Below are 19,378 nucleotides of genomic sequence, written 5' to 3'. Positions count from 1 at the left end.
TTTTTATGACTAAAATCGCCATTTAAGCCCTATTTGGCAGCTTTATCAATATCAATGTCAGTTTTGTTATGGGCAAATGACGGACTTTTGTTTGCAGAAATTAGCGCAGCAATTATGCAGTACTGCTTTCTTACTCAACCAAACTACATCTAATTGAACATCCTATCATGAACCAGGAACTAACCGGCACTTTAGTAATGGTGCATCCCGATTTAAAGGGAGACCCCATTTGCAAACAAGGTAATGTTGGCACCATTGTAACCGAAAGCATCGAGAACGATTATGTATGTGTAAGCTTTAGAACAGGCGAGCAGGGTTATTACACACACGATGTATTGCTTACATTAAAAAAGCCTGCTACTATTTATGCCGAGATATTAAAGAATGCTACCCTCCTGCCTTCGGCTGATTTCAAACAACTTTTAAGAATAAGCTTGCTTGTAGAGTCGGACGAATGCAAGGACAAACGGGCTGCGATGGAACTTGCCATCAGCAATGAAATGATACGTAAATATATTATGCTACCGCTTAAACAGCGCATCAAAATCAAGCAAAACACTCTCCTATACCAATAATAAATCACACTACCGATTTTGTGTCTGGTTGCAGGGCTCTTGATAAACGCTCCAGCCTGCGTAAACCTTCCCTCAACCAGGCGTTCGGTATCCTTGTAATTGGTAACAGTTGCACTTATTTAATACCATACTTACTTTATCAGCACAGTTAAATGGACACTGCAATAACCCAACATCAATCTGTTAATAACCCTTCCATAAACAAAGCAGTATGCACCCGTTGCGATGAACTCGACCTGGAATGTATTAAACCCGGCCGTATAACTAAGAAGCTATTATTAAAATTATCGCCAAAGCATTTTGCCCCTATTAATTGCCTTAGGCGGCAAATTATGTTAACGCTGCTATTTACAGCATTTCCACTTTGCGGTATATGCATTACAGACTTAACTTTTATTTTAATCACTCCGGCTTATGTTATACCCATTCTGCACATCATCATCTGCGCGTTTTTGTTATCGGTTATCATCTGCTCATATCTAATATTGCTACTCCATTCTATACCCAGGTCAGCTGCATCCAGATACCTCATGTCGGAATCAGAAACCAGGCCGGTAAACCGTTAATTCTAATACAGCATTATTATTTTTTTGATTTAAAAGGCGGCTTTTTATTTGAAGTAAAATCTAATATTCAACAATATGATTTTACCTTTGCAGCTTTAAACCCTCTATGGCTGTAGTTGACGTTCATCCTTCGGTAAAAGCAATACGTACCACACAAATTGGTATAGCCATTAGTATCATACTGGTTTTCCTGAAAGCCATCTCGGGCCACCTCGGCCATTCTTATGCCTTAATTGCCGATGCTACAGAGACAGGTGCCGACGTTTTTAGCTCTACCCTGCTTTGGATTGGCTTAAGAATTGCCACCAAACCGGCAGATTCTGAACACCCATACGGACATGGTAAGGCAGAGCCTATTGCTTCGATCATTATCTCTTTCTTTTTAATGGGTGCCTCTGTATGGATAGGCTGGCATGCATTAGAGTTGGCTATGGTACCCCATGAGATGCCCAAAAAGTTCACATTATATGTGCTTTTGGTGGTGATGATCATCAAAGAATCAATGTTTAGATATGTGCTGAAGGTAGGTAAGCAAATTGACAGCAGCGCTGTTAAAGCTGATGCTTATCACCACCGCAGTGACGCCATTACCTCTGTAGCAGCTTTTATCGGTATTGCCATTGCGTTATACATGGGTAAAGGTTACGAAGGTGCTGATGATTGGGCAGCACTACTTGCATCAGGACTGATTTTCTATAATGCCATTCAACTGTTACGCCCGGGTCTGGACGAAATTATGGACGCAGCGCCATCTGCCGAAATTGTAGAACAGATCCGCACTTTAGCAGCCGAAGTAAGCGAAGTTAAGCTGATTGAAAAGTGCTACGTACGCAAAATGGGATTCGACTATTTTGTTGATCTCCACATCGAACTTGATCCTGATCTTACTGTTGCCGAAGGCCATCGCATTGCCCACGTAGTTAAAGATAAACTCATTGGCAGCGGGTTAAGCATTAAGGATGTGCTGATCCACATTGAGCCTTTTGAGATCCGTTAAATTTCATTCCTGAGGTGTAATTATTCTTACGCCATGTTCCCCTGCTATTACCGCTTTGTGCGCCATTTTGTAGAACAATGAATGATCGACAATACCCGGCATCATTTTGATATAGCTGTTTAGCTCTGCCAGTTCTGGTAGTTCCATAAACTTCATATCGGCAAGCAGGTTTCCGTTATCAGACATTACCACACCGTCTTTACCTTTGCCCATTCGCAGTTCAATTTTGGCCGATGGAAAATCTGCCTGTAAGCGCGTTAACACGGCAGACTGTGCCTCTGGCAAGATCTCGATCACAACCGGGTACGTATAATCAAGCTCGGGCACAACCTTGCTCTCATCCCCTATCAATATAAAATGGTGTGCGATGGAGGCCAGTATCTTTTCGCTGGTATGGATACCGCCTCCGCTTTTCAGGGCATTTAATTCGGCGTCCAACTGGTCGCAGCCATCAAAATAAACATCGAGGCTGGATGTTTGCCAGGCCATTTTAACATTTAACCCCTTTTGATGCAGGTACTGCCTTGTTTGAAATGAGGAAGAGACAAACGTTAACGAATGCGTTAACTCATGAGGTTCTGCAATCATATTAACCAAATAGGTAACCGTAGTACCAGCCCCCAATCCTATGGTTTGTTGCGGTTTTAAAAATTGCAGGCAAGCCTTTGCTGCTTCTAATCTGTAATCCATTTCAAAAAAAATTAAACGGCAAAATAATCGATGAGTAATGCGCCGGTGATGATCAATAATCCAAAAAATTCGCGTGTTTTTTCAATATATGGTTTCTCTGCCTGCATAGTTTCAACAATACCGGGCCGCTTGTACACTACAATCCAGTCGCGCACGCCATCCTTCGTAAAAAACAAAATAACGGCGTAGATGAGGTAAAAAGTACAAAGGCTCAAATAAACCAGGGGATAATAGAGCTTAAACACCACCAAGCCACAGCAAATAGCCACGGCCATATAAATGCTTACCCAAAGCCATGCATCGTTATCATTGAGGTTAACGTAAGCAAAGGCAAGGAAAGCCAGACAGAAAACTATATTCAGGATAATCAGCAACATAAAAAGGCAGCAAATTTGCTGCCTAATATACTTAAATGAGTTTTATGCGGGTGGATTAAAACGACTCACCAATGTTAAATATAATTGCACTGTAACCCTTGCTAAAGCCATAATCCATGCCGATATTGGTATTAGACCCCTTGTTAAATTTAACACGTAAACCGGTACCGGCCGCAGGGTGCCACGAGGTGAACAAATTATCAGATCCGCTTACTGTAGTTGCATTGGCAAACACTACAAAACCTAACAAACCATTGCGGGTAATATCGCGCCTGTACTCACTTTCTAAATAAAATAACGACCGGCCACGGTAACGGTTCTGCTCTATGCCTTCGCCCGAACGGTTATATGGATCCCAGCCAATGCTTGGCAGGTTGAGATAGGGCGCATGGCTGCCCAAAACACTCCAGAAATAACTCCAGAACGCCAAAGTATTTTGCTGGGTTGGCCTTGTTGGGTTCATGGATAAGTACTTTCTGAAATCAATGTATATCGAATGCCAGTTCTCATTGCTGCCCATAAAGGTTGGGTTAACACGATAAACTATATTAGCGTAAGCACCCGGCAATGGGTTAAGTGAGTTGTTGCGGGTATCGTAAAGTAAATTAAACGACAAACCAGACGAGAATGAACTGTTACTTGTGCCATATTTATACCCGGTAAATTGCTGTGTGGTAGTGGCCGGGTCATCGGCTTTTATATTAAAGTAATAATCGAGATCGTACCCAATACCGGCAAATAAGTAAGGTTTAATCTGTTTAAGCGCAGCCTGGTAAAAGCGGATATAATTATAATCGAGCAATACTTTCTGATCATTATTGTTGGTGCTTCCCAGCCCCCAGGTATATTGCGGGTATACCAGGAAACGCATATCGCCCTGTATCAGCCATTTGTTATCTGCCAACCAAATATTTGACCGCAGCGGTAAGCCAAACCGGCTGCCCAAATTCCAGTAAGGTGCAAAGTTAACACTGGATAGGTAAGTTGTTTTACGGGGGCCCAGGTAAAAACCTGCAGTAGTGCTGGTTACCAAAGCCTTACCACCACCACCGGGAACATTGCTACTGGTGGGTAAAATAGAAAAGTATAATTTTTTACCTTCTTCCTGCTTTACAGTACTTGGGTGAATATGAAATACCTTTTTGCCAATATCTATCAAATCCACCTGATCGGCAGTATCTTTAGGTGCCGTTTTTTGAGGTAAAACACCCGATGCGTCCTGTGCAAACAACGAGGCCGGGAATAAGCAAAGTATAAACAGTAATCGTTTTAACATTATAGTTGTAAAGTTTATTTTGATATAGCCTTTATAAAAAATATTCCATCCTTTTTACAGGCCGCAACCTGTTTAAATTCCCGCAACATTAATTTAATATAAACCGCTCGTCATAAGTACTTTAATTTTCACTTTTTGTTTGTCCGCATAGCAACATTTTAGTTTAAAAAACTACAAAACAGTTACTTATATAATAAATGTTTGTTTTATAACCAGCCTGTTATTCAGAAAATCTTCAGGATTGACCCTTTAATTTGCAAGCCTGTGCCAACGGTTAAGCAGCACTACTTATTGTAAGGCCATTGTAATTTACTTGCAAACTCATTGAAAATTAGTTTTTTTTTAATCGATTTGCACTCTTAATTAATTTTCATTAAACCCCGAATGAATAAACTCTCCGAAAATAATGCAGCTAAATACACTGTTTATTTAATTGTAATTACCTTCATCTGCCGTGTATTAATTGCTGCTTATACCGGTTTAGGCGTGGGCGAATCCTATTACTTCAGAGGAGCCCTAAACCTTAACCTCAGTTACTTTGATCAGCCGCCTTTGTTTTTCTGGCTGGGTGCTTTAAGTACCAAAATATTTGGTTTAAACGCACTGGGCTTACGCCTTCCATCTGTATTGATGTTTGCAGGGATGACCTGGTTAACCTTCCTGATCACGCGTTTATTGTTCAATGCCAAATCTGCATTTTATGCGGCTTTACTACTTAATTTAAGCGCCGTTTTTACTATGCCGGTAGCCTGCTGGTTTCAACCCGATGCTGCGCTGATGTTCTTTTGGTTACTTAGCACCTATATCATCGTAAAACTGTTATTTACATATAACAACGGAGCTGATTTTAGCCGCCACAGCAGTAAAATATATAGCTTATGGCTACTTACAGGCCTAAGCATGGGGCTCGATATTTTAAGCAAGTACCATGTGTTGTTTTTATTTGCGGGCGTGTTTCTGTTTATCGCAACCAATAAAAATCAGCGCCATTGGCTAAGGCACCCGGGGCCGTACCTTGCGGTAATATTATCGCTTGTTATTGCCTTCCCTGTTATCTGGTGGAACTATCAGAATCACTGGGTATCCTTTGTTTTCCAGGGGGCACGTGCAGGTTCGGCGGGTAAATTTAAGCTGCATTTCGATTGGTTTTTCCGCAGTATAGCCGGGCAGGCTGTGTGGTTATTACCCTGGATCTGGTTGCCGTTGGTTATCCAATTGGTAAAAAGCTACAAACTAAGAATTACTTCACAAGCCTACAGCTTCATATTCTGGACATCGGTATTGCCTCTTATATTTTTCACCATAGTAACGCTCTGGAGCGATTTGCAATATCATTTCCACTGGCAGGCGCCGGGTTATATGATGCTGTTTATCCCATTGGGCTATGCGGTTGATCAGAGCATTAGTAACGTAAACAGCAAGTCGTACCGGCTTACCAAACGGTGGATCAACTTCTCCATTTACTTTACCATCATTGTGGTGGGCGTGGCCAATTTGCACATGGCTACCGGTTTCTGGCAATCTTACGGCCCCAAATGGGTGGTACAGTTAGGCGGAGGTAAATGGGACCCAACTATGCAGGGTGTTGATTATAACGACCTGCGCGACCGCTACCAGAAAGAAGGCTGGCTCAATAATAAAAAGATTTTTACCGGTAGTACCCGCTGGTGGCTTACCGGTAAAATAGACTGGGCATTACGCGGCCAGAAACCAATTGTTGTGTTTGATGAAGATCCACGAAACCTGGCTTTTTTGGTTGACCCCAAGACTTTAATTGGTGAAGATGCCATCATCATAGGGCAGGATCACCAGGCCAGTATCGATCCCAATATTAAACCGTTTTTTGATAGTGTAACCCAACTGCCCGATATTATTATCAGGAGACATGGTATTGAAGAAATGCACCTGCAGGTTTATTACTGTAAAAACTTCCATGTGAGTAAAGCCCCTCACGATGAATTCCCTGTTTACAGGCAGTTAACCGGACGGCCTCCATTCGGCAAATAATATTTAATAAAAAAGCCCCGGTATACCGGGGCTTTTTTATTATCCAAATCAAAATAGCTTATTGTACCGGCTCGGCAACATTGCCTCCTCTACCGGTGGTGTTAAACGCACGGAACCTGAGCAACTTACCATCGCCTGCAACAGGCTCTTTGTAAAGTTTACTTTTGGCATTAGGCTCTTTGCCATCCGTAGTGTACCTGATGGTAAGGCCCGGAAACTGCACGTTAGCCACATACTTTCCATCCTGTAAAATCACACCCGGTTTTGGCAGGCGGTAATCGTAGCCGCCGTGGTAGTTATCCAAACGTACCAACTCCCTTTTTCCTACTACACTCAGGAAGTTTGACCATGCTTGCTGATACAACTCCCTGCTTTGCGTAGTATCGCGTACAGTTGCCCACTCTGGGTCTTTAGCCCAGGCTCGTTCAGCCAAACCTAATAACGATGGGAAAATCATGTACTCCATACGCTGTGCATCGTGGATATTTTCGCCCCAAAGTGCACCTTGCAAACCGGCAATATTGGTTTTACCATAATCGGTTAAACGTTGCTTACCGATGAAGATAGCTTTGTTGATCGGCAACCCGTTTTTATCTACCGTAGTGTTCTTAAAATAGTCGTAAGGGATAAAAGAGAAAGGTTTATCAATATCCACAAAAGCGCCCCAGTAATAACCCGGCTCATCAAATGATTTGTAATGCGCCATATCAAAATAAAGGTGTGTTACCGAGGTTAAAATCACTTTGTAACCACCGTTGGCCAGCTTATAAGCCAAGTCTTCCTGTCCGCCGCCTATCGAGTTATTCCAAACTTCTGTTTGCAGGTGTTCTGGTTCAAAATCAGGGTTAGGTACATAAGTTGGTACGCCATCGATATTGGTTTTACGCAACCCCATCTCTTCCCAACCCGATAGATACAAACCTTTACCCTTAAGCATCGTGTTTAGGTTTCCGTAAAAATAATACCACAGGTCGCCTGTATTTTTAATCTCAGGGTGGCGGGTTTGCAGGATTGAATAAGCCGGAGATTTTTCCCACACGTGTGCAGGCACTTCATCGCCACCAAAATTGATGGTTTTTAACGGCGCACCGGCTTCTTTATACAGGCCGATGATGTCATTAATAACGGTTTCGAAAAAGTTATAGGTTGATGGCAGCGAAACATCGATCACATTGTCTTTCCAGTACTGTACCGATTGGTAAACCGATTGATCGTTCAAATCGCGTAGCAAATATTGCTCGGCCTCGGCCTTTTTGCCTTCGCCCATTAAACGATAGTAACGAGCGTCCATAGCCTTCACAGCAGAACGTGCATGACCGGGGGTTTCAATCTCGGGGATCACGGCAATATGGCGTTCGTTGGCGTATTTTAAAATTTCGATATAATCGGCACGGGTGTAAAAGCCGCTGCCTGCCAGCTTACCGGTATCGGGGCCCGAGCCATGTGATGGTGGCAGGTGATTTTTGCTATCTAAAGTATGGCCGCGTTGTGAGCCAACCTCGGTCAATTCGGGTAATGATGGCAAAGCTAAACGCCAGCCTTCATCATCCGTTAAGTGAAAATGGAAGGTATTTAATTTATAAAGCGCCATGGCATCAAGCAGTTTTAACACCTGTGCTTTGGTTTGGAAATTACGACCTACATCCAGTAAAAACGAGCGGTAGCCGAAGCGCGGCTCATCTTTAACTTCAACACAATTTACCGCAATTGATTTTGATTTAACGACCCATGCCGATGGCGCAATCAGTGTTTTTAAAGATTGGATACCGTAAAAAATCCCCGCCGGTTTGGTGGCGCTGATTACAATTCCCTGTGGTTTAATACTCAGTGTGTAAGCTTCATCTTTAAACCCGGCAACCAATTTTAAGCTGATATTTTTGACTGATGAAGCATTACTTGTTTTGACACCTAAACCCAACAATTCGGATGAAAGATAGGTAGCTTCGTTTTTAAATGCCGCATCGGCAACAATGCCGGTCTTATCATCTATGATGAACGAACCCGCTCCTGCAGTATACTCAACCGGGGTTGGGAAAACTTTGGTAAGCTGGCTTTCGGGCACATCCTGTATCGTTTTGTTTTGTTGATAAATTACTTCCGGCGTATACAAACCTGCATAAGTTGGCTTAAACGGTTTAATGGTAAACTTGCCGGTGGCATAACCTTTAGCCGGTTGTGCATCCCAAACGAGGTAAAAACCTTCGGGCGAATCTGACAAATTAACCACAGGTTCCCTGCCTATAAATTCAATGCGGGTGCTATCGCCGGGCTTAATTCCTTTAAAATTTCCGTTGAGTGTAAGGGTGAATAAATCGCCGTTTACAATTTCAATTTTAGCATTGCCGCTTACTGCATCTACCCCAATTTCGCGGGCCGAGTTAAAGTAAAATTTCCAGCCCGAAGCCGGCAATGCAGTATGCCCATTATTGGTAATAACCAATGCCTGCAGTGATAACTGCTTATTATTTTGATAATCGTTCTGCAGAGTTTCCCAACTGATCGACAGATCGCGGGCATTAAATTCTGGTTTGGCCGTTTGTGCCTGCGCAGCAAAAAAAGCGATTGAAAAAATAGCTGTCAAAAAGTAACGCATCGGGTAATTGGTTTTTCTTTAAAAATTGAAACTAATGTACAATTTTTAAAATGTTTATACCACTTTGTAAAAAAATTTAAAAAGAATTTTGAGTCAGATAATTTGCTGACAACGGGCTAAGTGTACCCCAAACACCCATTTTTTGCCTTAGGGTTAATGCATTTTTGAACTATTTTCTAAATAAGTATAAAGTTTATTTAACAAGATAACAGCAAGATAACCAATATTTTAAACAACTACAGGGAGTAATACAGAACGCGGAATAACAGTTTGTTAAAAGTTTTTCTGCAACCAAACTCAATTGCCCCCGTATAACGCCGTAGATTTTTGAAGAAAAATCAAATATTAAACAAATATATTTTCCTGGTACTAAAAAAAGTTGCATGCTTCAACCCGTGCAGCCTTTGAAAAACCTTATAACAGCAATTAAATGGATAAAAATTTTACAAAAATCCTATTCTTTTTACTGTTTATACTACTCGCCTCCACTCGTTCTTTTTCTCAAACTATCTCTACCGGAACCATTGACCCCGGCCCTTACGGGCAAGGCTCTACCATCGCCGTTCCGATCAGTGTAAACGATGCGTCAGGTTGTATTGCCCTCGGCAATACCTACACCCTGTATTTGTCAGATGCCTCTGGTAATTTTTCACCCGGCGCCGTAATCGGAACTTATTCAGGCATTTACACCCCCTTTATCAACGGCTTAATTCCCGCCAATGCACCGGCCGGCACCGGGTATAAAGTAAAAGTTACGGCCAGTTCACCTTCTGCAAGCGTTAGCGTAGCATCTGCTCCCTTTACCATTAACGCAGCTCCCGGGGTAAAACCTTCCGTTTCGTCAACACAACTCATTGGAGCTAACCCAGAAGTATTTGGTACGTGTGACCCAATTTATGATCCGGCAAATCCTACTTTCAACACTGTTTACCCACTTACTAATAATTCAGCAGCAGGTACAACCACTACTATTAGTATTTACGATGAATTAAACCGGACTGCCACAAATGCAAATATTTCTATTACTAATCCGGGGGATAAAGACACATTTAAACCCACCACTTTCTCCAACTTTACAGCCACTGTAAGAACAGTTAGTAATGGTATTATTGGAACATACGATTACCAGATCGTGAATAACCAAAGCGTTACAAACTTCGGGGCTGCCGGCAGCAGTTCTGTTTGCCTTCTTGGCGGAACTGGTATTTTAAAATATCACATTAATATCCCCGCAACCTCCGCAGGTATCGAGCTTAACTATCCCGGCGATGTTTATGTAGTTAACTGGGGCGATGGCTCAAGTACAACATTTACCTTTTGTGAGTTAAAAGCAAGCGATGGTTTTATACAACACGAATTTAAGTTGCCATCATGTACGGCAACGGGCAATGGGGTTGCCAACTCGTTTTATGTACAAAGCCAAACCATGGGCCAGTATTGCGGTGCAAAAACTGCACCTTCTGGTGTATCATCCAAAGTATTAATTGTACCTACAACCAGCTTTACCGGCCCAAGTGTTGCTTGCGTGGGCAGCACAGTTACACTTTTCAATACTTCACAGCCCGGTCCCGACCCTAACAGTACCAAAACCACTTGCGACAATAACCCGGGCCAGTTGTACGATTGGTATGTAGATAACGTGTTGGTTGGGCCAAATTATACACTTAATCAGCCATTTAAGCTACCCGTTTATACAACTCCCGGCCCTCACCATATTGTGCTGCACACACAGCCCATCAGCGGAGCCTGCCCTGCAACAGACTTCCCGATGGATATCTGTTTTGAAAACCCGCCTCAGCCGGCTTTTTCAATTACCCCAAGGGTGTGCGCATCTGCAACATCAGCTGTAATACCCGCCAATACATCAATTATTGACCCAACCTGCAGTGCCTACTCAACACATCAATATATCTGGAAAGTAAACGGCCCGGCAGCAGTTGGTTATACAGGTGGCACTGATGCTAACAGCCAGGTTCCTCAATTCTTATTCAGTACAGCAGGTACATACACGGTGCAGCTGAACATTAACACAAGTGGTTGCGGCGAAATTCCAGGACCAATCCAAACTGTAATTGTCGACGCTTTACCGGTTGCCAAACTTTCGGCAGATGCTGTATTTTGCGGTGCGCCACAAAGCCTGAAGTTCAACGCAACAACAACTTCAAAAACATACACCATACTATCAGGCTCTACAACAACAACCCCAACTACTTACCTCTGGGAAGTAACAGGTGGGGCTTATCAATTTGTTGGTGGCACTAACGCCAATAGCCAGTATCCGCAAATCAAATTTACAGAGGATAAAACCTATACGGTAAAGGTTACACATACAAATTCGTGTTCGCCCCCTGCTACAGATTCGCAGCAAATAACCATCCAGGAAGCGCCTGTACCAGTGCCGGGCAGCTACCCGCCTATTTGTTCAGATGGCAAGGTAACATTAGCAGGTTCGGTAAACGGTATCTATACGGGTTATACATGGGTAGGTGCGGGTACGTTTTCAGACAAAAACTCTTTTACTTCCACATATACACCCACCGCTGCAGAAATAAGTGCGGGAACGGCCACTATAGGATTACAAGCAACTTCATCATTACCGGCACCCTGTAATTCAGTACTGGTTAATACTACTATTACTATTAACCCTGTTGTTCGTGTAAACAGTCCGTTAGCGGTGGGCATCTGTTCGGGCACAAATATCGGCTACACCATTACTGCCGATCACAACCCTGCTACTTTCACCTGGTCGGCTTCTGTAAGCTCGGGTAACCCAACAGGCTTTACGTCAGCGGGTAGTGGCAACAGTATTAATGATGTGCTTATCAACTCAACCACCGGCAGCGCAAATCCTGTTGATGAAACGGTAACCTATCATATTACCCCTACTTATAACAATAATGGTTGCCCCGGCCCTATAGCTGATGTGGCTGTTACAGTACACCCCTTACCTACCATGTCGGCAGCACCTGCCACCAGCCCAATTTGTACCGGTAAGCCTGCTAATATTACATTTCAATCAAACATTGCTAATACTACTTACAGCTGGAGAACAGACCCCGTAACCGGTGTTACAGGTAACGTAGACCAACCCACCTTTATATCCGGCACAAATGGCATACAGGATGTTTTGGTAAATAGCACGCTTACTACACAAACCGTTACCTACCATGTTACACCGCGCAACGGAAGTTGTGACGGGGCAACTATAGACGTACACGTAGTTGTAGGCCCCGCCATTATAGCAGACGCAGGAAGTGACGATGAAATTTGCGGTGTAACATCGTATACATTGCATGGCAACACCCCTGTAGTAGGTACCGGTCATTGGCAGATCATACAGGGCCCTACCGATGCATTTATTGAAACTCCTGATAACCCCACCACATTAGTCAGCAATTTAAGGTTTGATCAGACTTATAAATTCGAATGGACCGTTACTGCTCCATCTGGAGTATGTTCTAATTTTAGTGATGTAACCATCCAGGTGGATGCGCTAACCGACCCGGGAAATACAAGTACCGGCGATCCTACCACCGTTTGTGCGGGTTCGGCTACAGGTACGGGTACAATAACACTTGGGCCACATACAGGCGCTATACTTGGCTGGGAATACTCAACTGATGGTAATAACTATTATCCGCTCCCGGCAAATACTACCAAATTTCAAACTTTTGGCCCGTTAACAGCAGGTACCTGGTGGTATCGTGCAATCGTTAAAAATGGTTTGCATTGCGATGTTTTAAAATCGGGAGCTACGCAAATTACGGCTATACCGCAGCCAACCATTCCTGATGCGGGTCCCGAGGAACGTATTTGTAATAAAACAGATTATAACTTACATGGTAATACCCCAATATCGGGTATCGGTACATGGACAGCGTCATTACCAGGTATTACCTTTGATAACCCCAATGACCCGCAAACCACAGCCCATCACCTGGTAGCCAGCAATACACCTATTGTGTTTACATGGAGTATCCAAACAGCTGCACCTTGCTCTGTACCACCAAGCCAGGTAACTATTCATGATGATCTACCGGCGGTTGCTGGCACGCTTGCCTCACCTATTACCACGGTTTGCGCCGGCGATGCAACGCAGCGAACCATTACCCTTACCGGCAATCAGGGCAATGTGGTTAACTGGGAATATTCAATCAATGGAACTGATTATACACCACTGTCAACACCAAATACAGGTGTTACGCAACCATTTAGCAATTTAACAACCAGCACCTTATACCGTGCCATTGTTAAAAACGGGGATGCCTGTGATGTGGCAGTAACAGATCCTATACTGATAACAGTGGTAGACCCACCATCAGTTGCTGTTGCAGGTAACCCCGATCATACCTGCACCGGCTCTTATCAATTGCATGGTAATACACCTGCAGTGGGTACCGGTACATGGCTACCTGTAGCAGGTATTAGTTTTGATGACCCTACCGACCCAACTACCACTGCTCATGGATTAGTAGCAGGCCCTAACGGTACCGACTATACTTTTACATGGCAGATCAGCACGACATCAACTTGCGAGCCTTCATCTGACCAGGTAACCATTACTGCCGATCCGCCCGCGGTTGCCGGTACGCTTTCGTCGACCGCAACTACGGTTTGTACCGACGATGCAGCAACGCAAACTATTACCTTAAAAGATAATGTAGGGCAGGTAGTTAACTGGGAATACTCTACCAATGGCGTGGATTATGCCGCTGTAATACCCACAAATACAAGCCTTACACAAACATTTAGCCATTTAACAACACCTACCTGGTTCCATGCCATCGTTAAAAATGGGGATGCCTGTTCTGTAGTAATAACAGACCCAATATTTATTGATGTTTTACAAAAGCCATCAGAATCACTACCAGGCCACGATGACCGTCTTTGTGCTCAGGATGTTTATACTTTACAGGGAAATACACCGGCTGTAGGTATCGGCACCTGGTCGGCAGTACCTAATGTTAATTTTGATGACATACACGATCCGGGGACAAGAGCAACCGGCTTAGTTGCCGGCACTACTTATAAATTTACATGGACCATTAATAATAAAGGCCCTAACGGCGAAGAACCTTGCGGTTACTCATCAAACTTTATAACCGTTATTGATGAGGTACTGCCTGTTGCCACAACATCGAGCGACGCAACAGTTTGCAGCGGATCTAACTCTGATGATATCAAAGTTGTTGGCCAGTTTGCAGCGGTTGACCATTGGGAACAATATACCGAAAGTAACCCTACATGGCAGGTAGTTCGGGGTTATATAGGTAACTCAATTCCTTACCGTAATTTAATTGAAACCACTAAATTCCGCGCCATAGTAGTTAATGGACCCAAGTGTGGGCTTACCCCATCTTCGGTAACCACTATAACTGTTGTGCCGCCACCGCCAAATGCAGATGCAGGTCAAAGCCGCGAAGTATGTGGCTCTACAACTTATACTTTAGAAGGAAACGACCCTGGAACCGGCAATACCGGTAAATGGACGCTTGTATCGGGCCCAACAACTGCCCAGTTTGATCATGACGATGATCCACATACAAAAGTTGGCCCACTAATACCTGGCAATACCTATGAATTTAAATGGACCATCACTTCACCGGGTTCTGCTTGTACATCGCTGCCGGGTACCGTTAAAATTACTGACGATCTGCCACCGGTTGGCGGGATTACCGAAGGTGATGCCACTATTTGTACCGGTGATAGTAACACAGGTAGTATAAAACTTAAAGATTGGTCTGGTAATATTGAATGGGAAGTATCTACAGATCAGGGCGGACACTGGTCGTCAACCGGTAACCCTAATAGTACTACGCAAACTTATAGCAATTTACAAACGGGCGAATACTGGTATCACGCCAAACTTACCAACGGGCTGATATGCGACCCGGCTTTTTCAACTGTTACCAAAATAATAGTAACACCAAAGCCAACAACAGCCATTGCAGGTGTAAGCCGCGAGGTATGTGGATATACCACCTATAACTTAGAAGGAAATGACCCGGGCGCAGGCAATACCGGTAAATGGACGGTGGTAACACCAGGAACAGGAATTACCATTATCCCTGATACCGACCCGCATGGAGTAGCAACAGGATTAATACCCGGCCATACTTACGAATTTCAATGGAGTATTACCGCAACAGGTTCTGCCTGCGGGCCGAGCTCAGATATTGTTAAGATTACTGACGATCTGAAACCTGTTGGCGGTACCACTGCTGGTGATAATACGGTGTGTACCGATGTTAATTCGGGCAGCATACAGCTGCTTCCGGGTTGGTCTGGCAGTATTGATTGGGAAGTGTCGACAGATCAGGGCGCTCACTGGTCGTCAACAGGTAACCCCAATAGTACTACGCAAACTTATAACAATTTAACAACCGGCGAGTACTGGTACCACGCCAAACTTACCAACGGGCTGATATGCGACCCGGCCTTTTCGACCGTTACCAAAATTATAGTAACACCAAAACCAACGGCAGCCATTGCGGGTACAAGCCGCGAAGTATGTGGCTACACCAGCTATACATTGGAGGGTAACGACCCGGGCGCCGGGAATACAGGTAAATGGACACTTGTATCCGGCCCTACGGATGCCCAGTTTGATCATGACGACAACCCGCATGCAACAGTTGGCCCTTTAACTCCGGGGCAGACCTACGAATTTAAATGGTCGATAACCGCAACAGGTTCTGCTTGCGGACCGAGCTCGGATATTGTTAAGATCATTAATGATCTTAAACCTGTTGGCAGCACCACCGTGGGCGATGCTACTGTATGTAACGGTATAAATTCGGGCAGTGTACAACTACTTACAGGCTGGTCTGGCAGCATAAATTGGGAAATGTCGACAAACCAGGGACTTAGCTGGTCATCAACCAATAACCCCGGTAGCACAATACAAACCTATACCAACTTAACAACAGAAACCTGGTACCGTGCTAAACTTACCGGTAGCTCATTTTGTGACCCTGCCTATTCAACAATTACTAAAATAACAGTTGGCCAACCTGCAGCCCCTTCAAGCGCAGGTACAGACCAATCTGTTTGTAATGTTACTACCTATACTTTACAAGGAAGTGATCCGGGGACAGGTACAGGTATATGGACGCTTGCTCCGGGATCTGACCCAGCTCATATCGATATGCCAGGCGACCCGCATACAACTGTAAGCGGTTTGGTCGCCGGTGGTATCTACTCATTTACCTGGACTACATACGGTGCTAACCCGGATGGTACGGTATCCATTTGTAACCCCAATCCGAGTACGGTTAAAATTACTAACGATAAGCTTCCTGTTGGCGGTACTACCGTTGGGGCGCAAACTGTTTGTGCCGGAATTAACAGCGGAAGTGTTACCCTTAAAGATTGGTACGGAACCATCCAATGGGTAAAATCGACCGATAATGGGGTTACATGGGTTTCAACCAACAATCCGGGCAGTACCATACAGTATTACTCAAATTTAACAGTTCCTACTCAGTACATGGCTATCTTGAGCAATGGTAGTTGTGGTATTGCAAACTCAACGGTTACTACTATTAACGTAGGCCCCGCACCAATACCTTCTGATCCAGGCAAGGATGATGAGGTTTGCAGCCTTACCACCTATCCGTTAAAAGCCGTTCTGCCTGCGGGTGCCACCGGTATGTGGACAATTGAATCGGGAGCGGGTGCCCGGTTTGATGACCTAACCAACCCGACTACCACTGTGCGGAATTTAATACCAGGCAATACTTACAAGTTCACCTGGACTGTTTCGGGTACCTCACCTTGTGCGCCAATACCGGGTACGGTTACCATTAAAGATGATTTACCTGCAGATGGCGGCGTAGCAACACCTGTGCCGGCTGTTATCTGTGCCGGAAGCAGTACGGTTGTTACCCTTGGTGGCCAGAGCGGTCACATCCTTCGCTGGGAATCATCAACAGACGGCACCAACTGGCAACCCATCTATGTTACAGGACAGCAACAAACATTTAGTAACCTAACGGTTCCAACCCAGTTCCGCGCTATATCAATTGGCCAGGGAATATGTGGTGAAGTACCATCGGCTTCTGCTATCGTAACAGTAAATCCAACAACTGTAGTTTCGAACCCGGGCAAGGATGATGAGGTTTGTAATGTAAAAACATACCCCTTAAAAGGTAACAGCCCACTGCCTAATACAGGGTTCTGGACTATTACAGGTGGCCCTGCCGGCGCTACGCTAGATGACCCTACCGACCCTAAAACCACCGCAAGAGGATTAGTAGCCGGCAACACCTATCAGTTTACCTGGACCATTACCGGTACTGCACCTTGCCCGCCAAGCGTTAATGCCGTAAATATTAAGGTTGACCTGCAAGCCCTCGGCGGAACAACCAATGGAGCAGCAACTGTATGCGCCGGTGCAAATGATGGTTTCATCTACCTAAAAGATTCATTTGGCAGCATCATTAAATGGGTGTCATCAACCAATAATGGCGCAAGCTGGACTGATCTTCCAAATACAGCCGGCGCAACCAGCTATCATTATAGTGGTTTAATGGTACCTACCCAATTCAAAGCGCTCCTACATGAGGATGGGATATGTGGCGATGACTATTCAACTGCAACCACCATTACGGTGAACCCGCAAACGGTAATTGCCAATGCCGGGCAGAACTTTAATATCTGTAATACCAACATAGCCAAGCTAAATGGCAACAACCTGGCTCCGTTTAACGGTATCTGGACACAAACCGCAGGGCCAGTAGTACATATAGATAACCCTGCCAGCTACCAGACCGTAGTAAGCGGTTTAGCTAAAGGCAATGTTTACACATTTGAATGGAAAATTATAGGTTTGCCTCCATGTGGCGATAGCAGATCTACAGTAACCATTGGGGCTTACGAAGATGTTACCCCAAGCTTTACCCAATCGCAAAGCCAAAGCTGCGGGCCGGTTAATGTAACGTTCACCAACACCTCTACCCCATCGCCTGTAGGTACATTCGAGTGGGATTTTGGCGACGGCACACCTATTTATACCGGTGTTAACCCGCCTACCCATAGCTTTGCGGCATCGTCAAACGGCAACGAGATAACTTATACCGTTAGGTTAACACCTGTAAGTAATTGCGGTGTACAAACACCTTATGTGGGTACTGTTAAAGTTAGCCCGGCAAAGCCAATTGCAAGTTTATTACCTGGCCAGATCTCTTATTGCGGTACGTTTAGCTTAACAGCCAAAAACATGTCGCCGGGCAATAATGCGCAATACGATTTTTATATGAAAGATGCCAAAGGCGGTATTGTACAACATGTACGCATGAATGATACCAGCACAGCGGTATTCCAGCCTATTACACCTACGGCATCAACGTATTACTCTGTTTATGTAGTAGCCACAGATTTTTGCGGAAACCAGGGTACATCAAGCGTTATCAATGTAGCTGTTGCGCCATCGTCGCTTGTTTCGGGCATACAAATTAAAGGCGGGCTCGAAAACATTTGTTTAGGAAGCCCAATCACTTTCCAGAACATCTCGACAGGTGGCGACCGCTTCACCATCACTGTTTATGATAATGCGCAAAAGGCAATATTAAGAATGCCATCGGGCACAGGCGAGCAGAACTACACGCCTACGGCAATAGGTACTTATTATGTATCTATAACAGCAGGTAACACCGGTTGCGGTGATGCACCGGCATCGGCACTAACACCATTTAATGTTTACCCGGCGCCTGATCCGGCCTTTAATTACACTGTCGATAATAATTATAATGTGTCGTTCTTTAATAACACACCTGATATTACCGGCATACCTGCGCCTTCATTAAACTACGTCTGGAACTTTGGGGATGGATCGGAAAAAGAAGGCGCTTATACACCTAAAGCGCATCATTTCGATGCCAGCCGGTCGCCTTTCACCGTTACGTTAACCGCTACCACGCCTGGTACCGAATGCTTTAACGTAGCCACAAAAACCATCGATATTAAATTCCATGGCGATTTATATGTGCCGAATGCCTTTATCCCGGCCAGCCAGAACAAGGAGCTTAATACCTACAGGGTTAAGGGTACGGGGATGAGAACATGGCACATGCAGATCTTCAACAACTTTGGCCAGTTAATATGGGAAAGCACCAAGCTCGATGCCAACGGCTCGCCTACAGAAGGCTGGGACGGTACTTACAAAGGTCAGATTGTAGAGCAAGGGGTTTACATCTGGCAAATATCAGCCACGTTGCTCAACGGCGAAGAGTGGAAAGGGATGTCGTACAACGGGTCGACACCAAGTAAAACAGGTCCAATACATTTAATAAGATAA

9 protein-coding genes are annotated in these 19,378 nt (G+C 44.5%); 5 read left to right on the top strand and 4 right to left on the bottom strand.

The features are described from left to right. Window positions 1-167 precede the first annotated feature (167 nt). The 3 genes from PQO05_RS08060 (at window position 168) to PQO05_RS08050 (ending at window position 2,138) form a co-directional block, all read left to right on the top strand. Complete coding sequence (locus PQO05_RS08060; RefSeq protein WP_273632189.1) at window positions 168-575, top strand: hypothetical protein; 408 nt, start codon at window positions 168-170, stop codon at window positions 573-575. Between the two features lie 152 nt (window positions 576-727). Beyond that, window positions 728-1,141 carry a hypothetical protein gene (locus tag PQO05_RS08055; protein WP_273632188.1) on the top strand — a complete coding sequence of 138 codons (414 nt, stop codon included), beginning with the start codon at window positions 728-730 and terminating at the stop codon, window positions 1,139-1,141. A 106-nt stretch (window positions 1,142-1,247) separates the two neighbouring features. After that, window positions 1,248-2,138, top strand: a complete 891-nt coding sequence (locus PQO05_RS08050) for a cation diffusion facilitator family transporter (protein ID WP_273632187.1) — start codon at window positions 1,248-1,250, stop codon at window positions 2,136-2,138. 3 nt (window positions 2,139-2,141) lie between these two features. Here PQO05_RS08050 and rpiA read toward each other — a convergent pair whose 3' ends face one another. Genes rpiA through PQO05_RS08035 form a run of 3 tightly spaced genes read right to left on the bottom strand, consistent with a single transcriptional unit; the run spans window position 2,142 to window position 4,481 of the window. After that, window positions 2,142-2,828 (bottom strand): ribose 5-phosphate isomerase A, encoded by a 687-nt coding sequence (gene rpiA, locus PQO05_RS08045; protein ID WP_273632186.1) that lies wholly within the window; start codon window positions 2,826-2,828, stop codon window positions 2,142-2,144. A gap of 11 nt (window positions 2,829-2,839) precedes the next feature. Next, window positions 2,840-3,205, bottom strand: coding sequence for a transmembrane 220 family protein (locus PQO05_RS08040; protein WP_273632185.1), 366 nt, complete (start codon window positions 3,203-3,205; stop codon window positions 2,840-2,842). A gap of 55 nt (window positions 3,206-3,260) precedes the next feature. After that, window positions 3,261-4,481, bottom strand: a complete 1,221-nt coding sequence (locus tag PQO05_RS08035) for a BamA/TamA family outer membrane protein (protein ID WP_273632184.1) — start codon at window positions 4,479-4,481, stop codon at window positions 3,261-3,263. A 384-nt stretch (window positions 4,482-4,865) separates the two neighbouring features. On the opposite strand from PQO05_RS08035, the gene PQO05_RS08030 reads away from it, so the two are divergent. Next, complete coding sequence (locus PQO05_RS08030) at window positions 4,866-6,488, top strand: ArnT family glycosyltransferase (RefSeq protein WP_273632183.1); 1,623 nt, start codon at window positions 4,866-4,868, stop codon at window positions 6,486-6,488. Between the two features lie 58 nt (window positions 6,489-6,546). Here the strand turns inward: PQO05_RS08030 and PQO05_RS08025 are convergent, their stop codons facing one another. Continuing rightward, window positions 6,547-9,081, bottom strand: coding sequence for a family 20 glycosylhydrolase (locus PQO05_RS08025; RefSeq protein WP_273632182.1), 2,535 nt, complete (start codon window positions 9,079-9,081; stop codon window positions 6,547-6,549). Window positions 9,082-9,511: 430 nt separating this feature from the next. On the opposite strand from PQO05_RS08025, the gene PQO05_RS08020 reads away from it, so the two are divergent. After that, window positions 9,512-19,378, top strand: a complete 9,867-nt coding sequence (locus PQO05_RS08020; protein ID WP_273632181.1) for a PKD-like domain-containing protein — start codon at window positions 9,512-9,514, stop codon at window positions 19,376-19,378.

It is taken from the genome of Mucilaginibacter jinjuensis (assembly GCF_028596025.1).
Taxonomy (GTDB): domain Bacteria; phylum Bacteroidota; class Bacteroidia; order Sphingobacteriales; family Sphingobacteriaceae; genus Mucilaginibacter; species Mucilaginibacter jinjuensis.
This window is presented reverse-complemented; position numbering and strand designations above follow the sequence as displayed.